The sequence below is a fragment of the Desulforhopalus sp. genome, assembly GCA_030247675.1.
Taxonomy (GTDB): domain Bacteria; phylum Desulfobacterota; class Desulfobulbia; order Desulfobulbales; family Desulfocapsaceae; genus Desulforhopalus_A.
In genome coordinates this window covers 802,151-820,022 of sequence record JAOTRX010000002.1, presented here as the reverse complement: position 1 = coordinate 820,022, position 17,872 = coordinate 802,151, and the positions used below count along the sequence as shown (strand labels likewise).

General features: G+C 53.1%; 15 protein-coding genes. 12 read left to right on the top strand and 3 right to left on the bottom strand.

The genetic code is table 11. The features are described 5' to 3' along the window. The 10 genes from OEL83_03595 (at position 1) to OEL83_03550 (ending at position 11,431) form a co-directional block, all read left to right on the top strand. A complete protein-coding gene (locus OEL83_03595) occupies positions 1-663 on the top strand; it encodes a 4Fe-4S dicluster domain-containing protein (GenBank protein ID MDK9706113.1) in 663 nt (220 codons plus the stop codon). After that, a complete protein-coding gene (gene nrfD / locus OEL83_03590; protein ID MDK9706112.1) occupies positions 651-1,916 on the top strand; it encodes a polysulfide reductase NrfD in 1,266 nt (421 codons plus the stop codon). The genes OEL83_03595 and nrfD overlap by 13 nt, the downstream gene beginning before the upstream one ends. A 42-nt stretch (positions 1,917-1,958) precedes the next feature. After that, complete coding sequence (locus OEL83_03585; GenBank protein MDK9706111.1) at positions 1,959-3,194, top strand: rhodanese-like domain-containing protein; 1,236 nt, start codon at positions 1,959-1,961, stop codon at positions 3,192-3,194. Positions 3,195-3,259: 65 nt separating this feature from the next. Further along, a complete protein-coding gene (locus OEL83_03580) occupies positions 3,260-3,577 on the top strand; it encodes a hypothetical protein (protein ID MDK9706110.1) in 318 nt (105 codons plus the stop codon). A 235-nt stretch (positions 3,578-3,812) separates the two neighbouring features. Next, entirely contained in the window at positions 3,813-5,342 is a 1,530-nt protein-coding gene (locus OEL83_03575; GenBank protein ID MDK9706109.1) for a DUF3373 domain-containing protein, read from the top strand. A 56-nt stretch (positions 5,343-5,398) separates the two neighbouring features. Continuing rightward, a complete protein-coding gene (locus OEL83_03570; protein MDK9706108.1) occupies positions 5,399-5,707 on the top strand; it encodes a hypothetical protein in 309 nt (102 codons plus the stop codon). A gap of 621 nt (positions 5,708-6,328) precedes the next feature. Beyond that, positions 6,329-7,702, top strand: coding sequence for a hypothetical protein (locus OEL83_03565; GenBank protein ID MDK9706107.1), 1,374 nt, complete (start codon positions 6,329-6,331; stop codon positions 7,700-7,702). Positions 7,703-7,807: 105 nt separating this feature from the next. Beyond that, positions 7,808-9,592 (top strand): hypothetical protein, encoded by a 1,785-nt coding sequence (locus OEL83_03560; protein ID MDK9706106.1) that lies wholly within the window; start codon positions 7,808-7,810, stop codon positions 9,590-9,592. Between the two features lie 141 nt (positions 9,593-9,733). Then, the gene (locus OEL83_03555; GenBank protein ID MDK9706105.1) at positions 9,734-10,498 is read left to right on the top strand and encodes a CHAP domain-containing protein; all 765 of its coding nucleotides are present in this window, start codon (positions 9,734-9,736) and stop codon (positions 10,496-10,498) included. 81 nt (positions 10,499-10,579) lie between these two features. Then, positions 10,580-11,431, top strand: coding sequence for a hypothetical protein (locus OEL83_03550; protein ID MDK9706104.1), 852 nt, complete (start codon positions 10,580-10,582; stop codon positions 11,429-11,431). 1 nt (position 11,432) lies between these two features. On the opposite strand, the gene OEL83_03545 is transcribed toward OEL83_03550, so the two are convergent. From OEL83_03545 to OEL83_03535, 3 genes are read right to left on the bottom strand one after another with little or no spacing between them, the layout of a single operon-like run. After that, positions 11,433-12,137, bottom strand: a complete 705-nt coding sequence (locus OEL83_03545) for a M15 family metallopeptidase (protein ID MDK9706103.1) — start codon at positions 12,135-12,137, stop codon at positions 11,433-11,435. Positions 12,138-12,167: 30 nt separating this feature from the next. Next, positions 12,168-12,971 (bottom strand): L,D-transpeptidase family protein, encoded by an 804-nt coding sequence (locus OEL83_03540; protein ID MDK9706102.1) that lies wholly within the window; start codon positions 12,969-12,971, stop codon positions 12,168-12,170. A gap of 51 nt (positions 12,972-13,022) precedes the next feature. Further along, positions 13,023-15,314 carry a GspE/PulE family protein gene (locus tag OEL83_03535; protein MDK9706101.1) on the bottom strand — a complete coding sequence of 764 codons (2,292 nt, stop codon included), beginning with the start codon at positions 15,312-15,314 and terminating at the stop codon, positions 13,023-13,025. 438 nt (positions 15,315-15,752) lie between these two features. On the opposite strand from OEL83_03535, the gene OEL83_03530 reads away from it, so the two are divergent. Together OEL83_03530 and OEL83_03525 are read left to right on the top strand one after the other, a co-directional pair. Beyond that, the gene (locus OEL83_03530) at positions 15,753-16,694 is read left to right on the top strand and encodes a CvpA family protein (protein ID MDK9706100.1); all 942 of its coding nucleotides are present in this window, start codon (positions 15,753-15,755) and stop codon (positions 16,692-16,694) included. A 329-nt stretch (positions 16,695-17,023) separates the two neighbouring features. Then, positions 17,024-17,869 carry an OmpA family protein gene (locus OEL83_03525; GenBank protein MDK9706099.1) on the top strand — a complete coding sequence of 282 codons (846 nt, stop codon included), beginning with the start codon at positions 17,024-17,026 and terminating at the stop codon, positions 17,867-17,869. The last annotated feature ends 3 nt before the right edge of the window (positions 17,870-17,872 follow it).

Sequence of the window (17,872 nt, the reverse complement as noted above, 5' to 3'; positions counted from 1 at the left end):
ATGAATTACGCAATGGCCCTCGATTATCAAAGCTGCATCAATTGCCAGGCCTGTGAGGTTGCCTGCAAGGAGGAAAACGGCGTCCAGCTGGGCGCCGGCAAACAGCGGATCTGGGTGGGCATCGTCGAGGGGGCGGCCTCGGGCAGACCCTTCGTCAATATCTACCCTTCCCAATGCAATCATTGCCTCGACGCTCCCTGCGTCAGTGTCTGCCCTACCAGGGCCAGCCATTACCTTGAAGGCGGTATCGTCAAGGTTGATCCGAAACGCTGCATCCTCTGCAAGGCGTGCATGGAGGCCTGTCCCTATGACGCACGCTTTATCGACGATACCAAGGTGGCCATCGATAAATGCACCTTCTGCGACCATCGCCTCCGTGAAACCGCAACCACTGCCTGCCAGGCAACCTGCCCGACCAAGGTCCGCACCTTCGGCGACTTGGACGACGAGGGCAGTGATATCGTCAAACTCCTCAAAACTAAACGATTTTTCTTCCAGAAAGAAACTGCCGGAACCTTGCCAAAACTCTTTTATATCCTCCCGGATGACCCTTCCTACGCGAAGCAGAGCATCGCCCCCGGCACGGCAATTCATACCTGGGAAGATATCAAGCCTCTCTATGACCTGGCGAAAGGCAGGAGGAGTACAGAATGGAAAAGATAATTTTTGCCGGAGTACTGATCAACAGGATAACTCTCAAGCACCTGCTGCTGAATAAAACACTGCTCTTTGGCTATTTCCTCCTGGTCCTTGCCTTGGTGGGAACCTACCAGATCCTCGACATCCGCTACTTTTCTGCCGCGATAAACGCCCATTCGGCAGGACTCGACCCAACCAATCCGGCTCTCAAGGAGGCGATGCGGGCAGCCCTCTCCGGACCGGTCGGCGAGGTTGACAGAACCGTGCCCTGGTCCCTGCTCATCGCCAACTATATGTATATGATTTACACGGGAAGCGGCGTCATCTTTCTGGTGGCCCTGGCAGAGCTGCTGAACTTCCATGTGGTCGCCAGGGCGGCCGGCGGCTTCATGATGGCAGGTATTGCCATGGTCTTTGCCGGACTGTTCACCATCGCCACCGACCTCAACCTGCTGAATATGCACTGGATGCTGCTGAGCCCCAATGTCAAGACCGGTATCTGGCTGATGCTGCCCCTGTACTGTTTCTATATCCCCTTTGTTTTCTTTGAGATATACCTCATCCTTACCAATAAGCGCGAATGGGCGAAACGACTTGCCCTGCCCATCCTGCTGCTCAGCATCGTCGTCGATGTGGTGGAATACTATATCCAGGCACGGCTCTTCTCGATGAATACCGCGCGGCAATTGTGGACAGAGTTCCCGGTCTTGACCCTCTATTTCATCATCTCCGCCTTTGTTTCATCGCTTGGAGTCATGGGCGTTCTCAGTTATTTCGTACATCGGTATATCCCCGAATACCGCGCATTGATGGCCCTGGTCCGCAAGGCCATGCTCTTTTTCATCGTCGCCCTTGGGGCCTATGAGGTCCTTGGCTATCTGACGGTTGATGACAGATGGGTTGATGTGATTCTCTTTGGGCCTTTACGTACCGCCTATTTCACAGGCTACATCTTTCTCACCCTTGCCCTGCCTTTTGTCCTGCTGATTGCCTCGGCAAAACCCATTTTTACCGTGTTTGCTTCATGCTGTGTGCTGCTCGGCGGCTTTATCGGCCGGTGTATCTTTGTGTACGGTGGCAATGCCTACCCGATGTCCAACCGGTCCGGCACCGGCTTTGAAAAATATGATCAATATGCCATGGCCAATTCGTTCAGCTACGTATCTCCCCATTTTAGCGAGATACTGATCGTTCTCGGCTCAATTGGCGTGGCGATGATCATTTACAAACTTTTTGACGGTCTTTTTTCTGTTGGCGAGTTACGGGAACATCCCTAACCCACTCATCATTTCAAAAAGGTATCTGAGGAGGAACTTCGTATGCGATTAAAAACATTGGGATTAAGTCTCATAGTCGGCGGATTGCTGTTGGGCGGCTGCGCCGGCAACGGCAAAAATGATGCCCAGGTAGCTGCCCCGGCGGCCCCAGTGGCGGTGGCCCTTAAGGCACCAAGCGCCAGCGTCAAAGGGCTGATTGACAAGTTTCAATTAACAGACGTTGATTTTGCCTATGTGAAGCAGGCCGTCGGCAATGGCACACGAGGTGGCGCCAAGGCGCTGCTCATCGATGCACGGCCGAATCAGAAGTACCTGAGCGGCACGATTCCCTCGAGTATCAGCATTCCCGACACAGAGATAGCCAAATATATAGGTCAACTGGACAAGGTGGCAAAAGACAAGGAGATTATCGTATTCTGCGGAGGCTGGGAGTGTGAAAAGAGTCCCATCGTCGCCGGGCACCTGAAGGGGCTCGGATTTACCAATGTCAAACTCTATCAAGCCGGTGAACCGGAATGGGCCGGCAAGAGCTACCTGGAAGTAGGCACCCCGGTCGTGGAATCGGCCTTTAACAAGAACAGCGCCCTGCTCATGGACGCCCGGCCAAATGCTAAGTTTCTGGCAGAAAGCATCCCCGGCGCCCTGTATATGAACGATGAGGAACTGGACAAATTGGCCGGCCGCTTCCCGGCCGACAAGAGTACTCCGATCATCGCCTTCTGCGCAGGCTATGAATGTCACAAATCCCACGTCGTTGCCAATAGACTCCTTGATCTTGGCTATAAAAAGGTCAGTGTCTACGCCGGCGGCCTGCCCGCTTGGAAGGAAGCCAAATTGCAGACCACGGCCGGGGTCAAGAAGGCCGAACCGGCCACCCCAGCCGCACCCAAAAAAGACGTCTTTGTTAATGGCATAAAAGCCGGAGTCGATGAAGGGACGGTTGACGGCGAATGGTTTAAGGCACTCATCGTGGCCGATAAAGTTCCGGCCAATGCCGTTATAGTCGATATCAGGAATGCCCAGGAATCCACCGCCGGGCACCTGAAAGGCGCGATCAATGTCGAGGCCGGAAAACTGGGCGCTGCCGAACTTGCGGCAAAACTTCCCAAGGACAAGGTCGTGATCTTCGTTTGCGGCACCGGTGCCCGAGCGATGGAGGCCTTTCTGAAACTGAAAAATGCCAAGCTGGATGTTTCAAAAACCATGTATTTCGATGCCAACATCAAATGTGATGCAAAGAACACCTGTGATATCAAGGTAAACGAACCTTTCAGCTGATGCATGCGGATGCTGGCAACCCCATACACTACCTTACTACAACCTGCTCAATTTAGGAGGACACCATGTCAAAGCTCTTCAACCTGTTCCTTGCGGCAATTCTCACTGTCGGAATCTTCAGCTCTGCCGCCTTTGCCGATTCCGCCAAGGGACAAAAAATCTATATCAAAGAACTGAAGCCGGCCTGCGGTTTTGACGGCGGGGTCATGGCCAAGAAACACACCCAGGCAGAATGGAAGGCCATTCAGGATGCCGGGAAACTCAATGAGGAGATGATCAAACAATGTCCCGAGGCAAAGCCACTGAAGGATACCTACATTGAGCATGTGTTTGATTTCTTACACTTTTATGCCAGCGACAGCGGAAATGTCCCGGCATGTTAGCGTTTTACTGAGCTTTCTCGCACATAAAACCCAGGAAAATCAAGGAAATATCTCCATTATCCTGGTGCAGATGGAGCACGCTACTGCTTCATTTCCGAAGATCCACCCCCAAGGGGCGTCAAAAAACGCCCCTTGGGGGATCATAAAACCCCTTTTTTCGCGCTGAGAAATCTTTAGAAGACGGCGTAGCTGGGCTGCGGCTCAGCCGAATTTCCTAACAATTATGGAGTAAATCATGAAAAAAACAGTGCTCAACCTCGCCCTGACAGGCCTGGTTGCCGGCCTGGCTTTGCCGCCGGCGACAGTTATTGCAGCAGACGAAGACCTGGTGAAAAAAATCGAGCAGCTCTCCAAGGAACTTGAAACCCTCAAAGAGCAGGTAAAAAAGTCCGGTGAGTCCGCCAAGGAGGTGGAGACCCTCAAGGGTCAGGTGAAAAAGGTCGAGGACAAATCGCTTGGCAAATGGTTGACCATCGGCGGCGATTATCGCTTTCGCTTTGATTCCCTGCGCGGCGAGATTCCCGCCTATTACCAGTATATGAGCCCGACCTCCATGCCGGCATTGATGCCCTCGTCAAGGCCGACCAACGACTCGCTGATGACCAATCGCTTCGGCCTTAACCTGAAGGCCAAGGCCACCGAGGATGTCACGGTTACCAGCCGCCTGCTCATGTACAAAACCACCGGCAGCCAGACCGACGATGCCACCAACGAGGGTTTTTTTGCCGACCGCAGTTCGGTTCTCGACGGCACCATCGGCCACGTGCCGAGCGACAATGCCCTCCTCGTCGATCAGGTCTTCGCCACCTGGAGCAATATCGCCGACCAGCCCATGTGGTTCTCGGTTGGCCGGAGGCCCTCAACCGGCGGAGCCCCCACCAATCTCCGGCAGAACAATGACCGCCCCGGCAACGGCGGCGTCCCGGGCCTCTTGGTTGACTACGCCTTTGACGGTATGACCCTCGGCTACGCCCCGGACATCGACGCCCTGCCCGGCGCCTACGCCAAGGTCTGCTATGGCCGCGGCTTTGAAGCCGGTTATGACTATTACAACAACCTCAAGGATACCGATATGGTCGGTATCGCCGTCGTCGCCATCGACACCGATCCGATCCGCTTCGATTTCCAGTGGAACCGCGGCATCAATATCTTTGACAATCCCAACAACGTCAGCGAAGAGCTTGGCGATATCGACTGGTACGGGATGGGCGCCCTCAGTACCCTGAAAAATGTCGGCATCGGCAATCTGCACCTCTTTGCCAGCACCGGCATGAGCGTCACCCACCCGAATGGCAAGCACGCCATGATGGATTTCGGTTCCGGCCCGCAGGACACCGGCGCAGGGCTACTGGTAAACGGTGCCGATTCCAGCGATGAAACCGGCTACTCCGCCTACCTCGGCATGCGCTACGATCTACCAACCGGCACAAAACTCGGTGCCGAGTACAACTATGGTTCCGAGTACTGGATGCCATTCGATCCGGCGGCCGACGACATGTGGACCAGCAAACTCGGTACCCGCGGCAACGTCTACGAGGCCTATGTTATCCAGGAGTTGAAACTCAAACCGATCTCATCGTACTTCAGCAAGGCCTTCTTTCGCCTTGGCTACCAGTACTATGACTTCCAGTATACCGGCAGCAACAACTGGGTAGGCGCACCGGTGGAAATCTCCGACCTGGCGGCAAGCCCGATGAATGCCCAGATGCTGCCACCGCTCAAATCGGCGCATGACATTTACGCCACGTTTGAGGTGAAGTTTTAGTGTTTTATTAAAATATCTATCTGTTTTTACATATTTTATACAAGAAGGAGTTCCCCATGAAGAACATAATTGCCCTTACCGCACTGCTCACCCTGTCCATTCTGACCGGCGCGGCCTTCGCCGAGTCATTTACCATGGTGGGTGCGGTAACCAAGATCGACATGGCTGCCGACAAAAAATCGGCGACCGTGGTGTTAAAAGACAGCAAGAGCGGCGAGGATGTGGCGATAGTCATCGAGGATGAGCTAACGCTGGATAAGTTCAACGATAAACGGATCGTTGACGGCGATGAGATTCGCTGCAAATACGACAATGAAAGCGGCAAAAACCTGAGCAAGAGGTTTCAAAAAACCGCGGGCTGTTAAGCCGAGCAAAAAGCTTGCCTATAGGAAGCGTATACCCTTGCTATGCATCCACCATTATCCTGCTGCCTTGAAAACATATCTCCATGATTCCAGGGCAGCAGGAAAACATCTCCGGCAAAGAAAACCTAAAGTACCCTCCATCCCCTAACCCTAGTCCGGTAGTGAAGGCGAACTAGCTGCTTTGGGCCTCGACAATGGTTTTCTCTTTTGCCAAGCGGTAGCAAATCGACTCCACTGTTCATTTGCCATAGTCTCCACGTCGCCTTCATCTCTGAGATTTGACCAGAGACCTTTAAGAGAATTTTAGAAGCGACAGGACGGCAGGCAATTTACCGAATACTATTTGCATAACACATACAAGCACTTCTTTACACCAACAACTTACTTTCGGTTACCTGACACATACAGCCTTCATTATCTTACAAATACAAGCATCACAATAACTTAGATCAATTCTTGCTTAAACCCTGTTTTTTCGTTATTTTTCTGTTGCCTATTGCTTGTTTTCTCTGTATACAAATCTCTGAATATCCCACCCCATCTTCTATAATTTCCGTTCAACCGACAATTATCTAACTGTTTCTTGACTTTACACTCTCCGGATATTAAGGAGCGTCGTTCATGAGATACTCAATTTCTCTTCTGATCCTTCTGGTGTTTTCAGGCTGCGGATACAAGAAACCCGCGAATCCAGACAACATCCTGGCCGTTGACAAGCTTGGCAGCCCTATCAATCCGAAAAGCGGCGAAGAGTTCACCGGCAAAGAAGAGCTCAACAGGCATGTACAAAGGCTCCTTCCGGAATCGAAGAAGAGGATCCTTATCTTCATCCACGGCGGCCTTAACACGGACGATGCTGCAATACAACGTTCCAATGATTGGGCTAGCCCAATTATGCACGACGGCTATTGGCCAATATTTGTTCAATGGCCATCCGGATTCTTCTCCACCTTCAAGGAGCATATTCTCTACCTGCGACAAGGAGAATACGCAACATGGACAGGCCCGCTTACCTCGCCCTTTATCCTGTTCGAAGATGTTGGCCGGGGAATCATCCGGGCACCGATGGTCTGGTGGTATCAGGGACGAGATTTCACAAAATCAATTGCCTTCGGAAACTTACCAAGCGAAAGAGACGCCCTGCGCACCAATCAGCTGCTGGCCGTTGAACAACCCACTCGCTTCGCAGAAATCCCGTCAGTCGTCAACTCTCAGGGTCAGTTGCTCCACGAGCAGGGAATTTCTGAAAGGTTCGGAAAAGGACTGAAAAGTCTGTTTCAGTTTCATCTTGGGTTGCTTACCGCACCAATCTTCGACAGCTTCGGAACGGGTGCCTGGGATGACATGAAACGACGCACCTACCAGGCCCTGGCCAAGACCTGGGTGGAAAACCCGGAATTCCAAAGTATTGACACCTATACAAAGGAGCGGGAAGGTGGGCTGACGGCCTTTTTCGACGCCCTGAGCAAGCGTCAGCAGCGGGACGAAGATCTTGAAATTGTATTGATCGGCCACAGTATGGGGACCATAATCGCCAACTCCATCCTGAAGAAATGGCCGGAAATCAATTACGACCGGATAGTCTACCTGGCCGCCGCCTGTTCGATAGCCGATTTCCAGGGATCCGTCGTCCCGCACCTGAAGAAAAACAACAAAACGCGTTTTTTCAACCTTATGCTCCATCCTCTTGCAGAGAATCAGGAAGCTCATATGATCGGTTTTGGCGGCACCGGCACTTTATTGAATCAGATCGATAATATATATGAAAATGCCGTATCAATGAGTCAACGGACCTTAGGCAAGTGGGAAAACACCATGAACGGCATCCAGTTTTTCGACATTCCCGGCATAAGGCAACAGATCTATCTTCGTACCATGCCTCTTGGCAACGGGTATCTTACAACCCATGGGTCTTTCGCCGAAGCCTACGACAACACAGTAGTGGGGCAGTTCTGGCAGGAACGTTTCGGCATACCAAGTAATAATAAACCATAGACATGCCGCTCGCTGTCGGTCGATCGGGCGCCAAGGAAAAGGAGGAGAAACCGTCATCAACATGGTCTAATTCATAGTCCACATTCAGAAGGGGGAGGGAAAATCATGAAAAACATCTGGCTCATTGTGTTCATTGCGGTGCTGTTAACCGCCTGCGGCAAACCAACAGGAACCGTTTATTTCAATAAAATTTCCAACGGCACACTCCAAACCCCATATCAGCAAATAACAGTTACCGACCAAACTGCCATCAGCCCCATCCTTAACAATAAAACCGCTGATGGCTCCAATGTTTTTTCTATTTATCTAACAGACGCCTACTTCAAGTATCTGCCGGATTTCGGTGGCCTGAGCGAGGTGGTTATTATCGCTGAATTCCAGGAATCCCCCGGGGCGGAAAACACCATCACCACCATCCTCGGTCCATATCGAAAAATGGCCGACAGATCCGGCAGCCCTTTTAAAAACAAGTTGATCTATGGTCCGAAGGTCCTTGAATCGGATCATCTCAGTGTAAAATTCACCATCCTCGAATACGACCAGGAGGAGGCCAACAACAGTTCGGCAATGCTCGATTTTATTGCCGGGGCAGCAAATACTCTTTTTCTGCAGAACCCGGTCACCCAGGCAGAAGTCATGGTGGTGAAAGAAATCGCCAAGGCGCTCGTACAACTCAACAGAAACGATGAAGTCCTGGTCCTCGACGTCGATTTTGCCGTCATCCAGGACAATCAACGGACCCATCAAGGCTGGAACCAAGGTCTCAAGACCATTCCCCTGCAGTCAGGAAGCTATTTTGTTGCCAAACAGGAGGCCTGTTCGACCTTCACCTGCTATGGGACCATGAGTGGCCTGGCATACGGCAAGAATGACAATCCCTGGGCCCTGTCTGCCGATGTTGTCCTGGCGATACCAACCTTTCTCGTCAGAAATACCACGGATAGCGCCGACCCCGTGAGTATGGCGGATTTTGAGGCGGGAAAAGTCGGCATCGGCCCGGATAACGAAACGGTCGTTTCCCTGAAGGCACCACCTACGCCAGGTAGCGATGATCCTCCTTACCGGGACAAAACCTGGCTCCGCTTCGCCGTCCTGAAGGGGGGAGATCCCAGCCAATGGCAATTTCGTAAACCGCTGAAGAAAGCGGAAAAATCCATAATCGACCTCCAGCATGGCTATGACTGGTCGACCATTTTGAAAAACAAAGATCTCGACAAGGCAATCGAGAACCTCAAACAGGCCAAAGCCTTAGCCGCCGCCATGGAGGCAAAAAGCGCAATCTCCTTCGCGGAGGCAAAAGACGGCACAGTCTACCTGGAAACAGGCAATCCACTCGTCTGCCCTTCGCTGGCAACAGGCAAGAAAATCAATGAATTTAAAGTCTTGAGCAAAACATCCACCGATAAATATACGGTAGAAAAGCTCGATTCGGAGAAAGGCGGTTGCTACCGGTTATCAGGAAAGAAGACAGCCGAAGGAGTTGCGACCCCGCTTGGCCCCGGCGAATACAAGATACAGATTACCTATGCCGAGAACAAGGATACCCAGTCTACAACCGACAATGGCCAATACCTGTCCAGTTTTTTCGACCTCGTTGTCTATGACCCACCGAGTATCGAAAAGGCTTGCGTGACCGATGTCATGCTGGAAATATCCGGAAAAAACCTCGCCTTGGTCGAGGCGCTGCAACTGGACGAGAAAGAGAAGCCGGTGACCACGATCACCGAAAAGCTAAGTCAGCGGAAAGACGAGATAGAATTCAAATTGCCGCCACCGGAAGAGGGCTCCCCGGTCGATCTCACCAAGAAAACGATCAAGGGAATTATCCTTCGCAACGGCCAAACGTATCCCGGCGACCTTAAAATCGAGAAAGCCGGAGGAAACAATTAGATTGTCCGGACAAAGGTGTTTCAAGTGCACCCAGTTAATAAGTTGCATCCTCGGCAGGCAACACATTGCCGGGAAAGTCAATGTCGGCTGCCTTTGGCCGCAGAATGGCAACAAACGGTCGCATAGAAGAGGAAACAAATCATGACATTACCACTGAAAAAAGGTGCCCAAGGGACCATGGTGACCGAGCTGCAGCAAGGTCTTGCGCAACGGGGGTACTCTTTGACCCCTTCCGGGCTGTTCGACAACTCCACACAACGGGCAGTGCGCGCCTTTCAGTCACAGAACCTCGACCAGCATGGCCAGCCCTTGATGGTGGACGGCATAGTGGGGCCGCTTACCTGGTGGAGCCTCTTTCATCCCAAACCGCTTATCATGGCGCCAACCGCCGTCGACTACCAAACCCTCCCCCCGGCAGCGCAAGGTGGCAGCACCCAGGGGCGAACAGCCCTGGCAGCGGCTATCGGCGAGATCAACAACGGTGCAGGGGAAGTCGATGGCAATAATCGAGGTCCCTGGGTTAAAAAATACCTTGCCCCGGCCGGCCTCGACGAAGGCAATCCCTGGTGCGCCTCCTTTGTCAGCTGGTGCTATCTGCAGGCGATGGGAGGTGAGGTCCATGCCATGCCCTTCCCCTACCAGGCTGGAGCCCGTAATCTCCTGAAGGACGCGACGGCCAGAGGCTGGGCGCATGCCCCTGGGTCGGTCTATCAGCCGCAACCGGGAGACATTGTCGTCTGGTGGCGGGAAAAGCTCACCGGCTGGCTGGGGCATGCCGGACTGGTGCACTCGCTGCAGGATGGTATGCTGTACACCATCGAGGGCAACAAAAGCCCGAAGGTTCAAGGATTTTCCTATGTATTCAGTAGGATGGACAAGCTGCTCGGTTTTATCCACGTACCGTGAAAGCGTGCTCCGGATGCACACCACCTACTGGCAAAGACCACAAACCAAGCAAACACAAAATTCCTCAGGGGGAGGATTACCATGAAATACTGCGCACATATCGTCAAAATGCTCTTGCTCTTATTTGCTTGTTTCCTTCCCGTAGCCTCCTCCTGGGGTTTTGAAGTCGATGCCCATGGAATGATTTCACAACGGGCGGCAACTCTCTTTGCCGAACATTACCCGGAACAATCGACCAAGCTCGCCAGCTTCATTCAGGCCTTTATAAAGGGATCAAAAACCGAAGACGACATCAATATTACCTTGCAGCGGGCATTCAACTGGCACTTTGCCGATCCGGGCAGCCGGCTTGGCCGAACCTGGTGGGGCGCCTACCGGGCCAACACCCACCGGTTTGCTGATCTTATCGACCAACTTGCCGCTGCCGACAAAGGCGATAAGGAGGCGGTGTTTGAAATTGCCGGCAGGCTGGCGCACCACATCCAGGACATGCGCTCACCGCCGCATGCCGTACCGATCTTCCATACCTCCGGGGAGAAATTTGATGAGTACGGGAAAGAAAAAACTCTATCGTATGCCCTTGATACCGAACAGATTCGCACCGTGATGTCCCAGCCTCTGCGTATCGATTTCGCCTCCCTCGATGCTTTGCGTCAGGAGGCTGCCATCGACACCAAGCAGCAGGTGGACAGTCCTGTGGTTTTCCAAGGTAATGTGATAGCGCCAAATTGGTGGGAATTCTGGATGGGGTTTGAACAGGTTGGCAGCGCCTGCGGCAAGGAGCCCGTCGAAGGCTTCGGCTGCTTTGGCAAAAGCGTCTACGGTATCGAGACCGGGGTATTCACTCCAGAGGTATTTACCTGGTTTCATGAGCAGCAAATCCGCAAGGCCATCGCCGATACCCTGTGGCTGCTGGTCGCCTTGGGCAGGTAAGTTATTGCACCAGAAAATTGAAATAGGTCTCCGGCCAGGGCTCACCCTTCAGGGTAAAGTGCCACCATTCCTGGGGATACGGTTTGAATCCATGCTTTTCCATCACCATCCGCAACAGCAGGCGGTGGGCGCGGGGAATTGCGGCAATCTGGGGGCTGTCCGGCCATGAGCTGGGACCAAAGAAGTCGAATCCGCTGCCCATGTCCAGTTCCCGCTCCGCATCGCCACCGCCCAGCGATATAATGGTCAGATCAACGGTGCTGCCGCGGCTGTGGCCCGACTTTGCCGCGATATAGCCGTCCTTGAACAGGTCCTTCTTGTCCACATCAGGGTAGAATTCCGCCTTCATCCTGGTGTCCTGAAGGTTGCCGGCCCAGCGGACAAAGTGGTCAACCGCCATCTGCGGCCGGTAGGCATCGAAGACCTTAATGCCGAGGCCGAAGGGACGCAGCTCTTCCTGTACCTTCTTCAGCGCCTGCGCAGCTTCCTCGGTCATGATGCAGCGCGCCTTCCGGTAGCCGTCGACAGGCTCGCCGACAAAATTGTGCGTACCGGCATAGCGCAGATCAAGGCGCAGACCCGGGATCATTTCGTCGGCGTAGACGAAGCCCTTTGACAGCCTCCCGGCCGGTTCGTCAGCCAGCGACCGAGCGGCCTGCAGGTTGACCGCCAGGGAAAAGATCAGCAGTGCAATGCGCAATATCATCTGTAACCTCCAAAGCTTACCTGTTGGTAATTATTCATCCGCCGCACCACGAAACAGCGAGACAATGGACTGCCGGGTGCCCAGCACCACCAGCGGCTTGCACCCCGGGTCCAGCCAGCCGAGGACCTTCAGCATATCACTTTCGGCGAGGGCGACACAGCCCAGAGTCGGCTTATTTTCGCCGCGCCGCACGTGAAAGAAGATGGCGCTACCCGCACCCTTGACGACTGGTTCGGTGTTGTATTCGATGACGATACCATATTTGTACTGATGATCGGGCCGTTTCATGATTTCGAAGGAGACAGCGGCCGTTTCACCTTTCTTATACCGCAAGGGCATAAATTTCGTTTGAGCAGACAAGCTGCTCAACTCAGCTTTAACCCACCGGTTATAGTCAGGAGAGGAGATATCATCCACCCAGATATCGTCATCCATAACCTGCCGGTAGGGCATCCGTGAAGGGATGTTGGGTGGGTAGCCAAAGGTACGCTTCAGGGCAAACACCCCCGAGGGCGTCTTGACATCCCCCTCTTTTTTCCAGCCCGGCGGGGCGAAGCCTTTTGCGCCGATCAAGGCCGCAAGGTGGGGAAAAGCCGCCTTCCAGACGTTTCCTCGCTTTTCAAGGAGGTGCAACCTTGCAGTAAAGCCCATCGATTCGTCTCCGACAACCAGCAGCACCTGAGATGATTCCCCGGCCAGCTGGGCAAGGGATGTCTGCATCCACTCCGCTGGCGCTTCAACAGTCGAAACAGCCGGCGGCGCAACTCCTGTAAAGAAAAGGCACAGCAGGAGGGCGGCAAGAATGTGCCAGCTCCGCTCAGTATTTTTCGTCATCGTTCCCATTCCCTACCTGCCACGTAGCTGCCGGCGAATCCCATGTCAAGCCTAGATGAGGCAAGTGGCCATTACCTGCTTGCTGTCAGTCCTGCCTTCGAATATCAGGTGTATCCCTTCCTGGAGCAGCACGGTCATGCCGTCGTTGATTGCCTCGATTTTGATGTCTTCACTGTGGGCCTTGTCAATGATGAGGTTTTTGATCTTTCTTGAGGCGACGAGCAGCTCGTACAGTCCCTGACGTCCTTTGTAACCGCTATTATTGCATTTTTCACAGCCCTTGGCCCGAAACAGCACGAGGTCCTTGGAATAGGGAATATTGAGCTGTTCAAAGAACATCACGCCGTAGTGGTGGAGGAGGTAGTCATACTCCTTCCTGGTAGGATTATATGGCTCCTTGCAATCCTCGCAGAGCGTTCGCACCAGGCGTTGGGCAACGATGCCCAGCAAGGAGTCGGAAAAGTTGAACGGATCCATGCCCATGTCGATCAACCTGACCACCGTTTCCGCAGCCGAATTGGTATGCAGGGTGCTGAAGACGACATGGCCGGTCAGGGAGGCCTCGATGGCCATCTTGGCGGTTTCCTGATCACGCATCTCACCGATCATGATGATATCGGGATCGGCCCGGAGGAAGGCGCGCATGGCCGCGGCAAAGGTGTAACCTATCTGCGGCTTTACCTGGACCTGACGAAGCCGGTACTGGGTGATCTCCACCGGATCCTCGGCGGTCCAGATCTTCTTTTCCGGGGTGTTGATGTAATTGAGGATGGAATGCAGGGTCGTGGTCTTGCCGGAGCCGGTTGGGCCGACGACCAGAAAAATGCCGTAGGGCTTGGCTATGCAGGGAATCAGCCGTTTGAGGATTCGCTCCGGGGCAATTTTATATAGCGGCAGCGGCTTAGCATCGGCGAGGATTCGCATGACGACATCCTCGTTACCCTCGGTTGTCGGCAGGGTCGCCACCCGCAGTTCAACCTTGTCGGCCCTTGTAGTCGTGAACTTTATCTTGCCGTCCTGCGGTTTGCGCCGCTCGGCGATGTCGAGGTCGGCGAGCACCTTGATCCTGGCGATAACCGATCTGACGTTCACCTTGGGAATATTGAGGATGTTGGAGCAGGTTCCATCGATCCGGTAGCGCACCTCGGCATCCTGCCGGTCGCCATAGGGCTCGATATGAATATCCGAGGCACCGGCATATACCGCCTTCTCGATGATCTTGTTGACCAGGGCAATGGCCGGGGTCGAATCGACGGAAACGTCAAGAGGAGCTTCTTCCTGTTTCTGAAATATTTCCGGAACATATGTCTCTTCTTCCGGCTGCTCTTCGGCGGCCGTACCAAGCGCTGCCGGTTCTTCCCGGGCGGGCACCAGGGAGTTGATCAGGTTGCGGATATCGTCACCGAAAGCGAGGAGGACGTTGACCTTTTCCGCCCTGAAATAGTTTTTCACCTCGAGAATACCGCTTTGATTCGAGGGATTTTTGGCGGCAAAGGTAAACTCACCGCCCTTTCGTGCCAGAGGCACGACAAGGTGGGTGCGCAAAAGCTCGGCGGTGGTCGGGGTAACGAAGCTTTCAGCGGAATAATGGTTTTTCTGCAGGTCGACGAATTTGGTTTTGTAGACAAAGGCCAGGGCGTCGCCGAGGTCGGCTTTGGGGATGAGGTAATTCTCCATCAGCACGGTTTCGACTTCCTTTTCCTGTTGAGTGGCAATCACCATCGCCCGTTCCATCTCCTGCTGGGGGATGATTTCCCTCTTGACCAGTTCCTCGTAGCGCATCGGTATCTTCTTGCCGCTTTTATAGTGGTTGAAGAGGGCGATTCCGAGGGATTCGGACAGTTCTTTCAGACGCAGTTCATCCGTCTGATTGAAAGGTGTGCCGCTCCGTTTGTTGATCAACTGGATGACCCCCATCAAGGTGGTTTTGTTGATCACCGGGGCAGCAAGGATCTGCTTGGTCCTGCTGCCCGTTTTCTGGTCCCAGGTGGCATCAAAGGTCAGTGACGGATCGATCGCCTTCAACTCGCCCTTGTCGTAGACATTGGCAATATTCAGCGACCGCCTGGTTTCGGCGACAAAACCGGTGATGCTCGACCGGTTGATGTCCATGCGAATTCTGCTTAAGGATTCGCCCGGCAGCAAAACCCAGGAGACAAGCTTATTGCGCTTTGAATCGAGCATGAAAATTGTCGCCATCTCAACCTGATACAGGTCAAGGATCTTATTGCGCAGGCCAACCATAATGGCATTGGGAGAAGACGCGGCGTGGATTTCGTTGACGAGCTTCTTAAATCGCTCATCATACACCTTCTGAGAGGTTCTTGGTTCGGCAGGAGTCATGATGGCAATCTCCTATGGCAATGGATTTGGTCTCGTAACCCCAAGACCTGGAAGGAAAACCGTTAACCGCACAGCCAGCTTTCAGTGAACCAGATGACGATCAGCTCACCGGTACAGTGAGTGTATCACCGCTCTGGAACAGAAAGAAGCGTATTCATGACTGCGGTAATATTTCACCATGGAGATACCACAGGTTTTTGCCTGCCCAACACCGGCTCATCGCTCGCCAGAAAATCCTTCAGCTTGCACCGAACTAAAATAGCAGACTGGTGATTCAGTTTCTTGATGACATTGAAGTTGCACGACTCATGGCGAGTTATGCTATCAATATTGATTATTGATTCTTTTGTCATTTATGATTGTGTACTACCCGGCCAATATCTTGATAAATGAAGAAAAATATATTCTTATGGCAAATTCAAGAGCAAGTTTAAGAGGGTGGAAGCGGGTAAAGACGTTTCCTTGTTCTTCAAAAATGAACCAGGAGGAAACGTGTTGATATCAATCATCGGACTGGCGGTGTTACTTTTGCTTGCAACTTCAGGGTACAATCGGGGCTTACTGAGGATTCTCTCAGTGTTTATTGCGTTTCTACTCGCCACTTTCCTTGCCGAGCCGTTGTCCCCTCTCCTGATTGGTCCTCTCAAACTGAGTGGTTTGGTCGCCAAGGCGCTCGTGCCCTTTGCAGGGCAGGTCCTTACCGGGTTTTTGATCTTTCTCTTGTTATCGTACGTCGCCGGGCGGATTCTTGATCATCGTGACGAAGTTCGGGAGCAGTTGAATGAACACCCGATAATGGTGTGGGAGCGCTGGAGTGGGGCAGTTATCGGGTTTGTCTGGGGAGTATGTCTGGTTGTTTTTTCCCTCACCGGACTGCATGTCGTTGGTGTCGTCGAAGAAATACTTATTAATCCTGCAGCTTCAGCGAAAACGGCATCCGGAGTGACGGAGAGTGAATCAAGGGATGTCAGGGATATTGAGGGTGCACAACAGGAACTTGTTCAAGTAGCCAAGTTTGGGCATCTTAAAGAGCAGATCGAGAATTCAGCTTTTGGTTCGCTGGTCCTCAAAGCGGAGCCGATAGATCAAAGAATAAAAGTAATTTTTCAAAACCTTACCTGGGTAGTCAGCCAACCTGAGCTGTTTGAGGCGTTTAAAAATCATACGATCATCGCCAATTTTATCGATAATCCTCGGATGATCGCCTTGGCAAAAGACCATGTAATCCAGGCTCATTTGCAAAATAAGCAATATTACCAACTCCTTGACAACGAAAAGATTGCCGATTTGCTGAAAGATAAGGAGCTGTACCGAGAACTGCAAGAGGTGGAGATTGGACAAATTTTGCAGGAAATAATTGCAAAAGAAGAGGCGCATTAACGATCAGTTTGCTATTTTTTGCGACTAAAAAGAGAATCGACGAGAATAGGGCTACAAAGCAACAGCACCAAATTCCAGATTTTTTTATATGCCTCGAAGCAAATACTCTTAGAAAAGAGTACTCAAACTGGCTGTAAAGGTCGGCGGTGGAGCAATGATCTTCTTGCGGCCTGGTGAGCAACGCGATAGGATCACACGGAGAAACAAATGGATTGCTGGCGGAAGACGGTTATTCTACCTGGCAAACCTGACCGGCGATCCGATAAGATACTCCCACCAGGCAGCCCCAAAGGCAGTAATCGACAATAATTAGTGGAAGGAGTGCCGTAATGAAAAGCCGTTTCGCCATGATTCTCTTTTTCACCGCGCTGTTCATCAATCCACCGGCCTCCCCTGCCGCCGCGGCCGGGGCGCTTGCCGACAGCAAGGGCTGCGCCGACCATCCGCTTTTTACCCGGATGAACAATACCCACATCGTCTACTGCAAGGCGACGGCATTTGACAGCTTCAAGTTCAAGACCGGCAAGACAACCGACACCACCGTCGAGGGCAAGAAATTCGAGATAAAATACCAGACCGATCCGAATGTCCAGTACGCCGGGGCACTGGCGATCATTCGCAACCATCAGGAGGCCATCGGCAAGATCAGCGGCACGGTGCTGTTTGAAGACCCGCGCTACACCTGGGTCAAGGTGGCCAAGGACGGCAAAGAGATCTGGGCACAGGTGGATACCGCCTGGAACAAGGGCTACATGCTGACGATCATTGAAAGGCAGGCGATGGCCCAGGAGGTGGTGGCCAGCGCCGAGCTGTTCAAGACCGGACTTCTTGCTTCCGGCCATGTCGAGGTGCCCGGCATCTTCTTCGATACCGGCAAGGCCGAACTGAAGCCCGAGTCGCAGGCCGCCGTCGCCGAGGTGGCCAAGCTGCTCAAGGCCGACCCTGGCCTCAAGGTGTATGTAGTCGGCCATACCGACAACACCGCCTCGCTCGACCTGAACATCAAATTGTCGAAGGCACGGGCCGAGGCGGTGGCGCAGGCGCTGGTAGCACAGCACGGCATTGCCGCGAACCGCCTCAGCGGCCAGGGCGCCGGACCGCTCCTGCCGGTCGCCAGCAACGACAACGAAGAGGGCAGGGCGAAGAATCGCCGGGTCGAGCTGGTCAAGCAGTAGGAA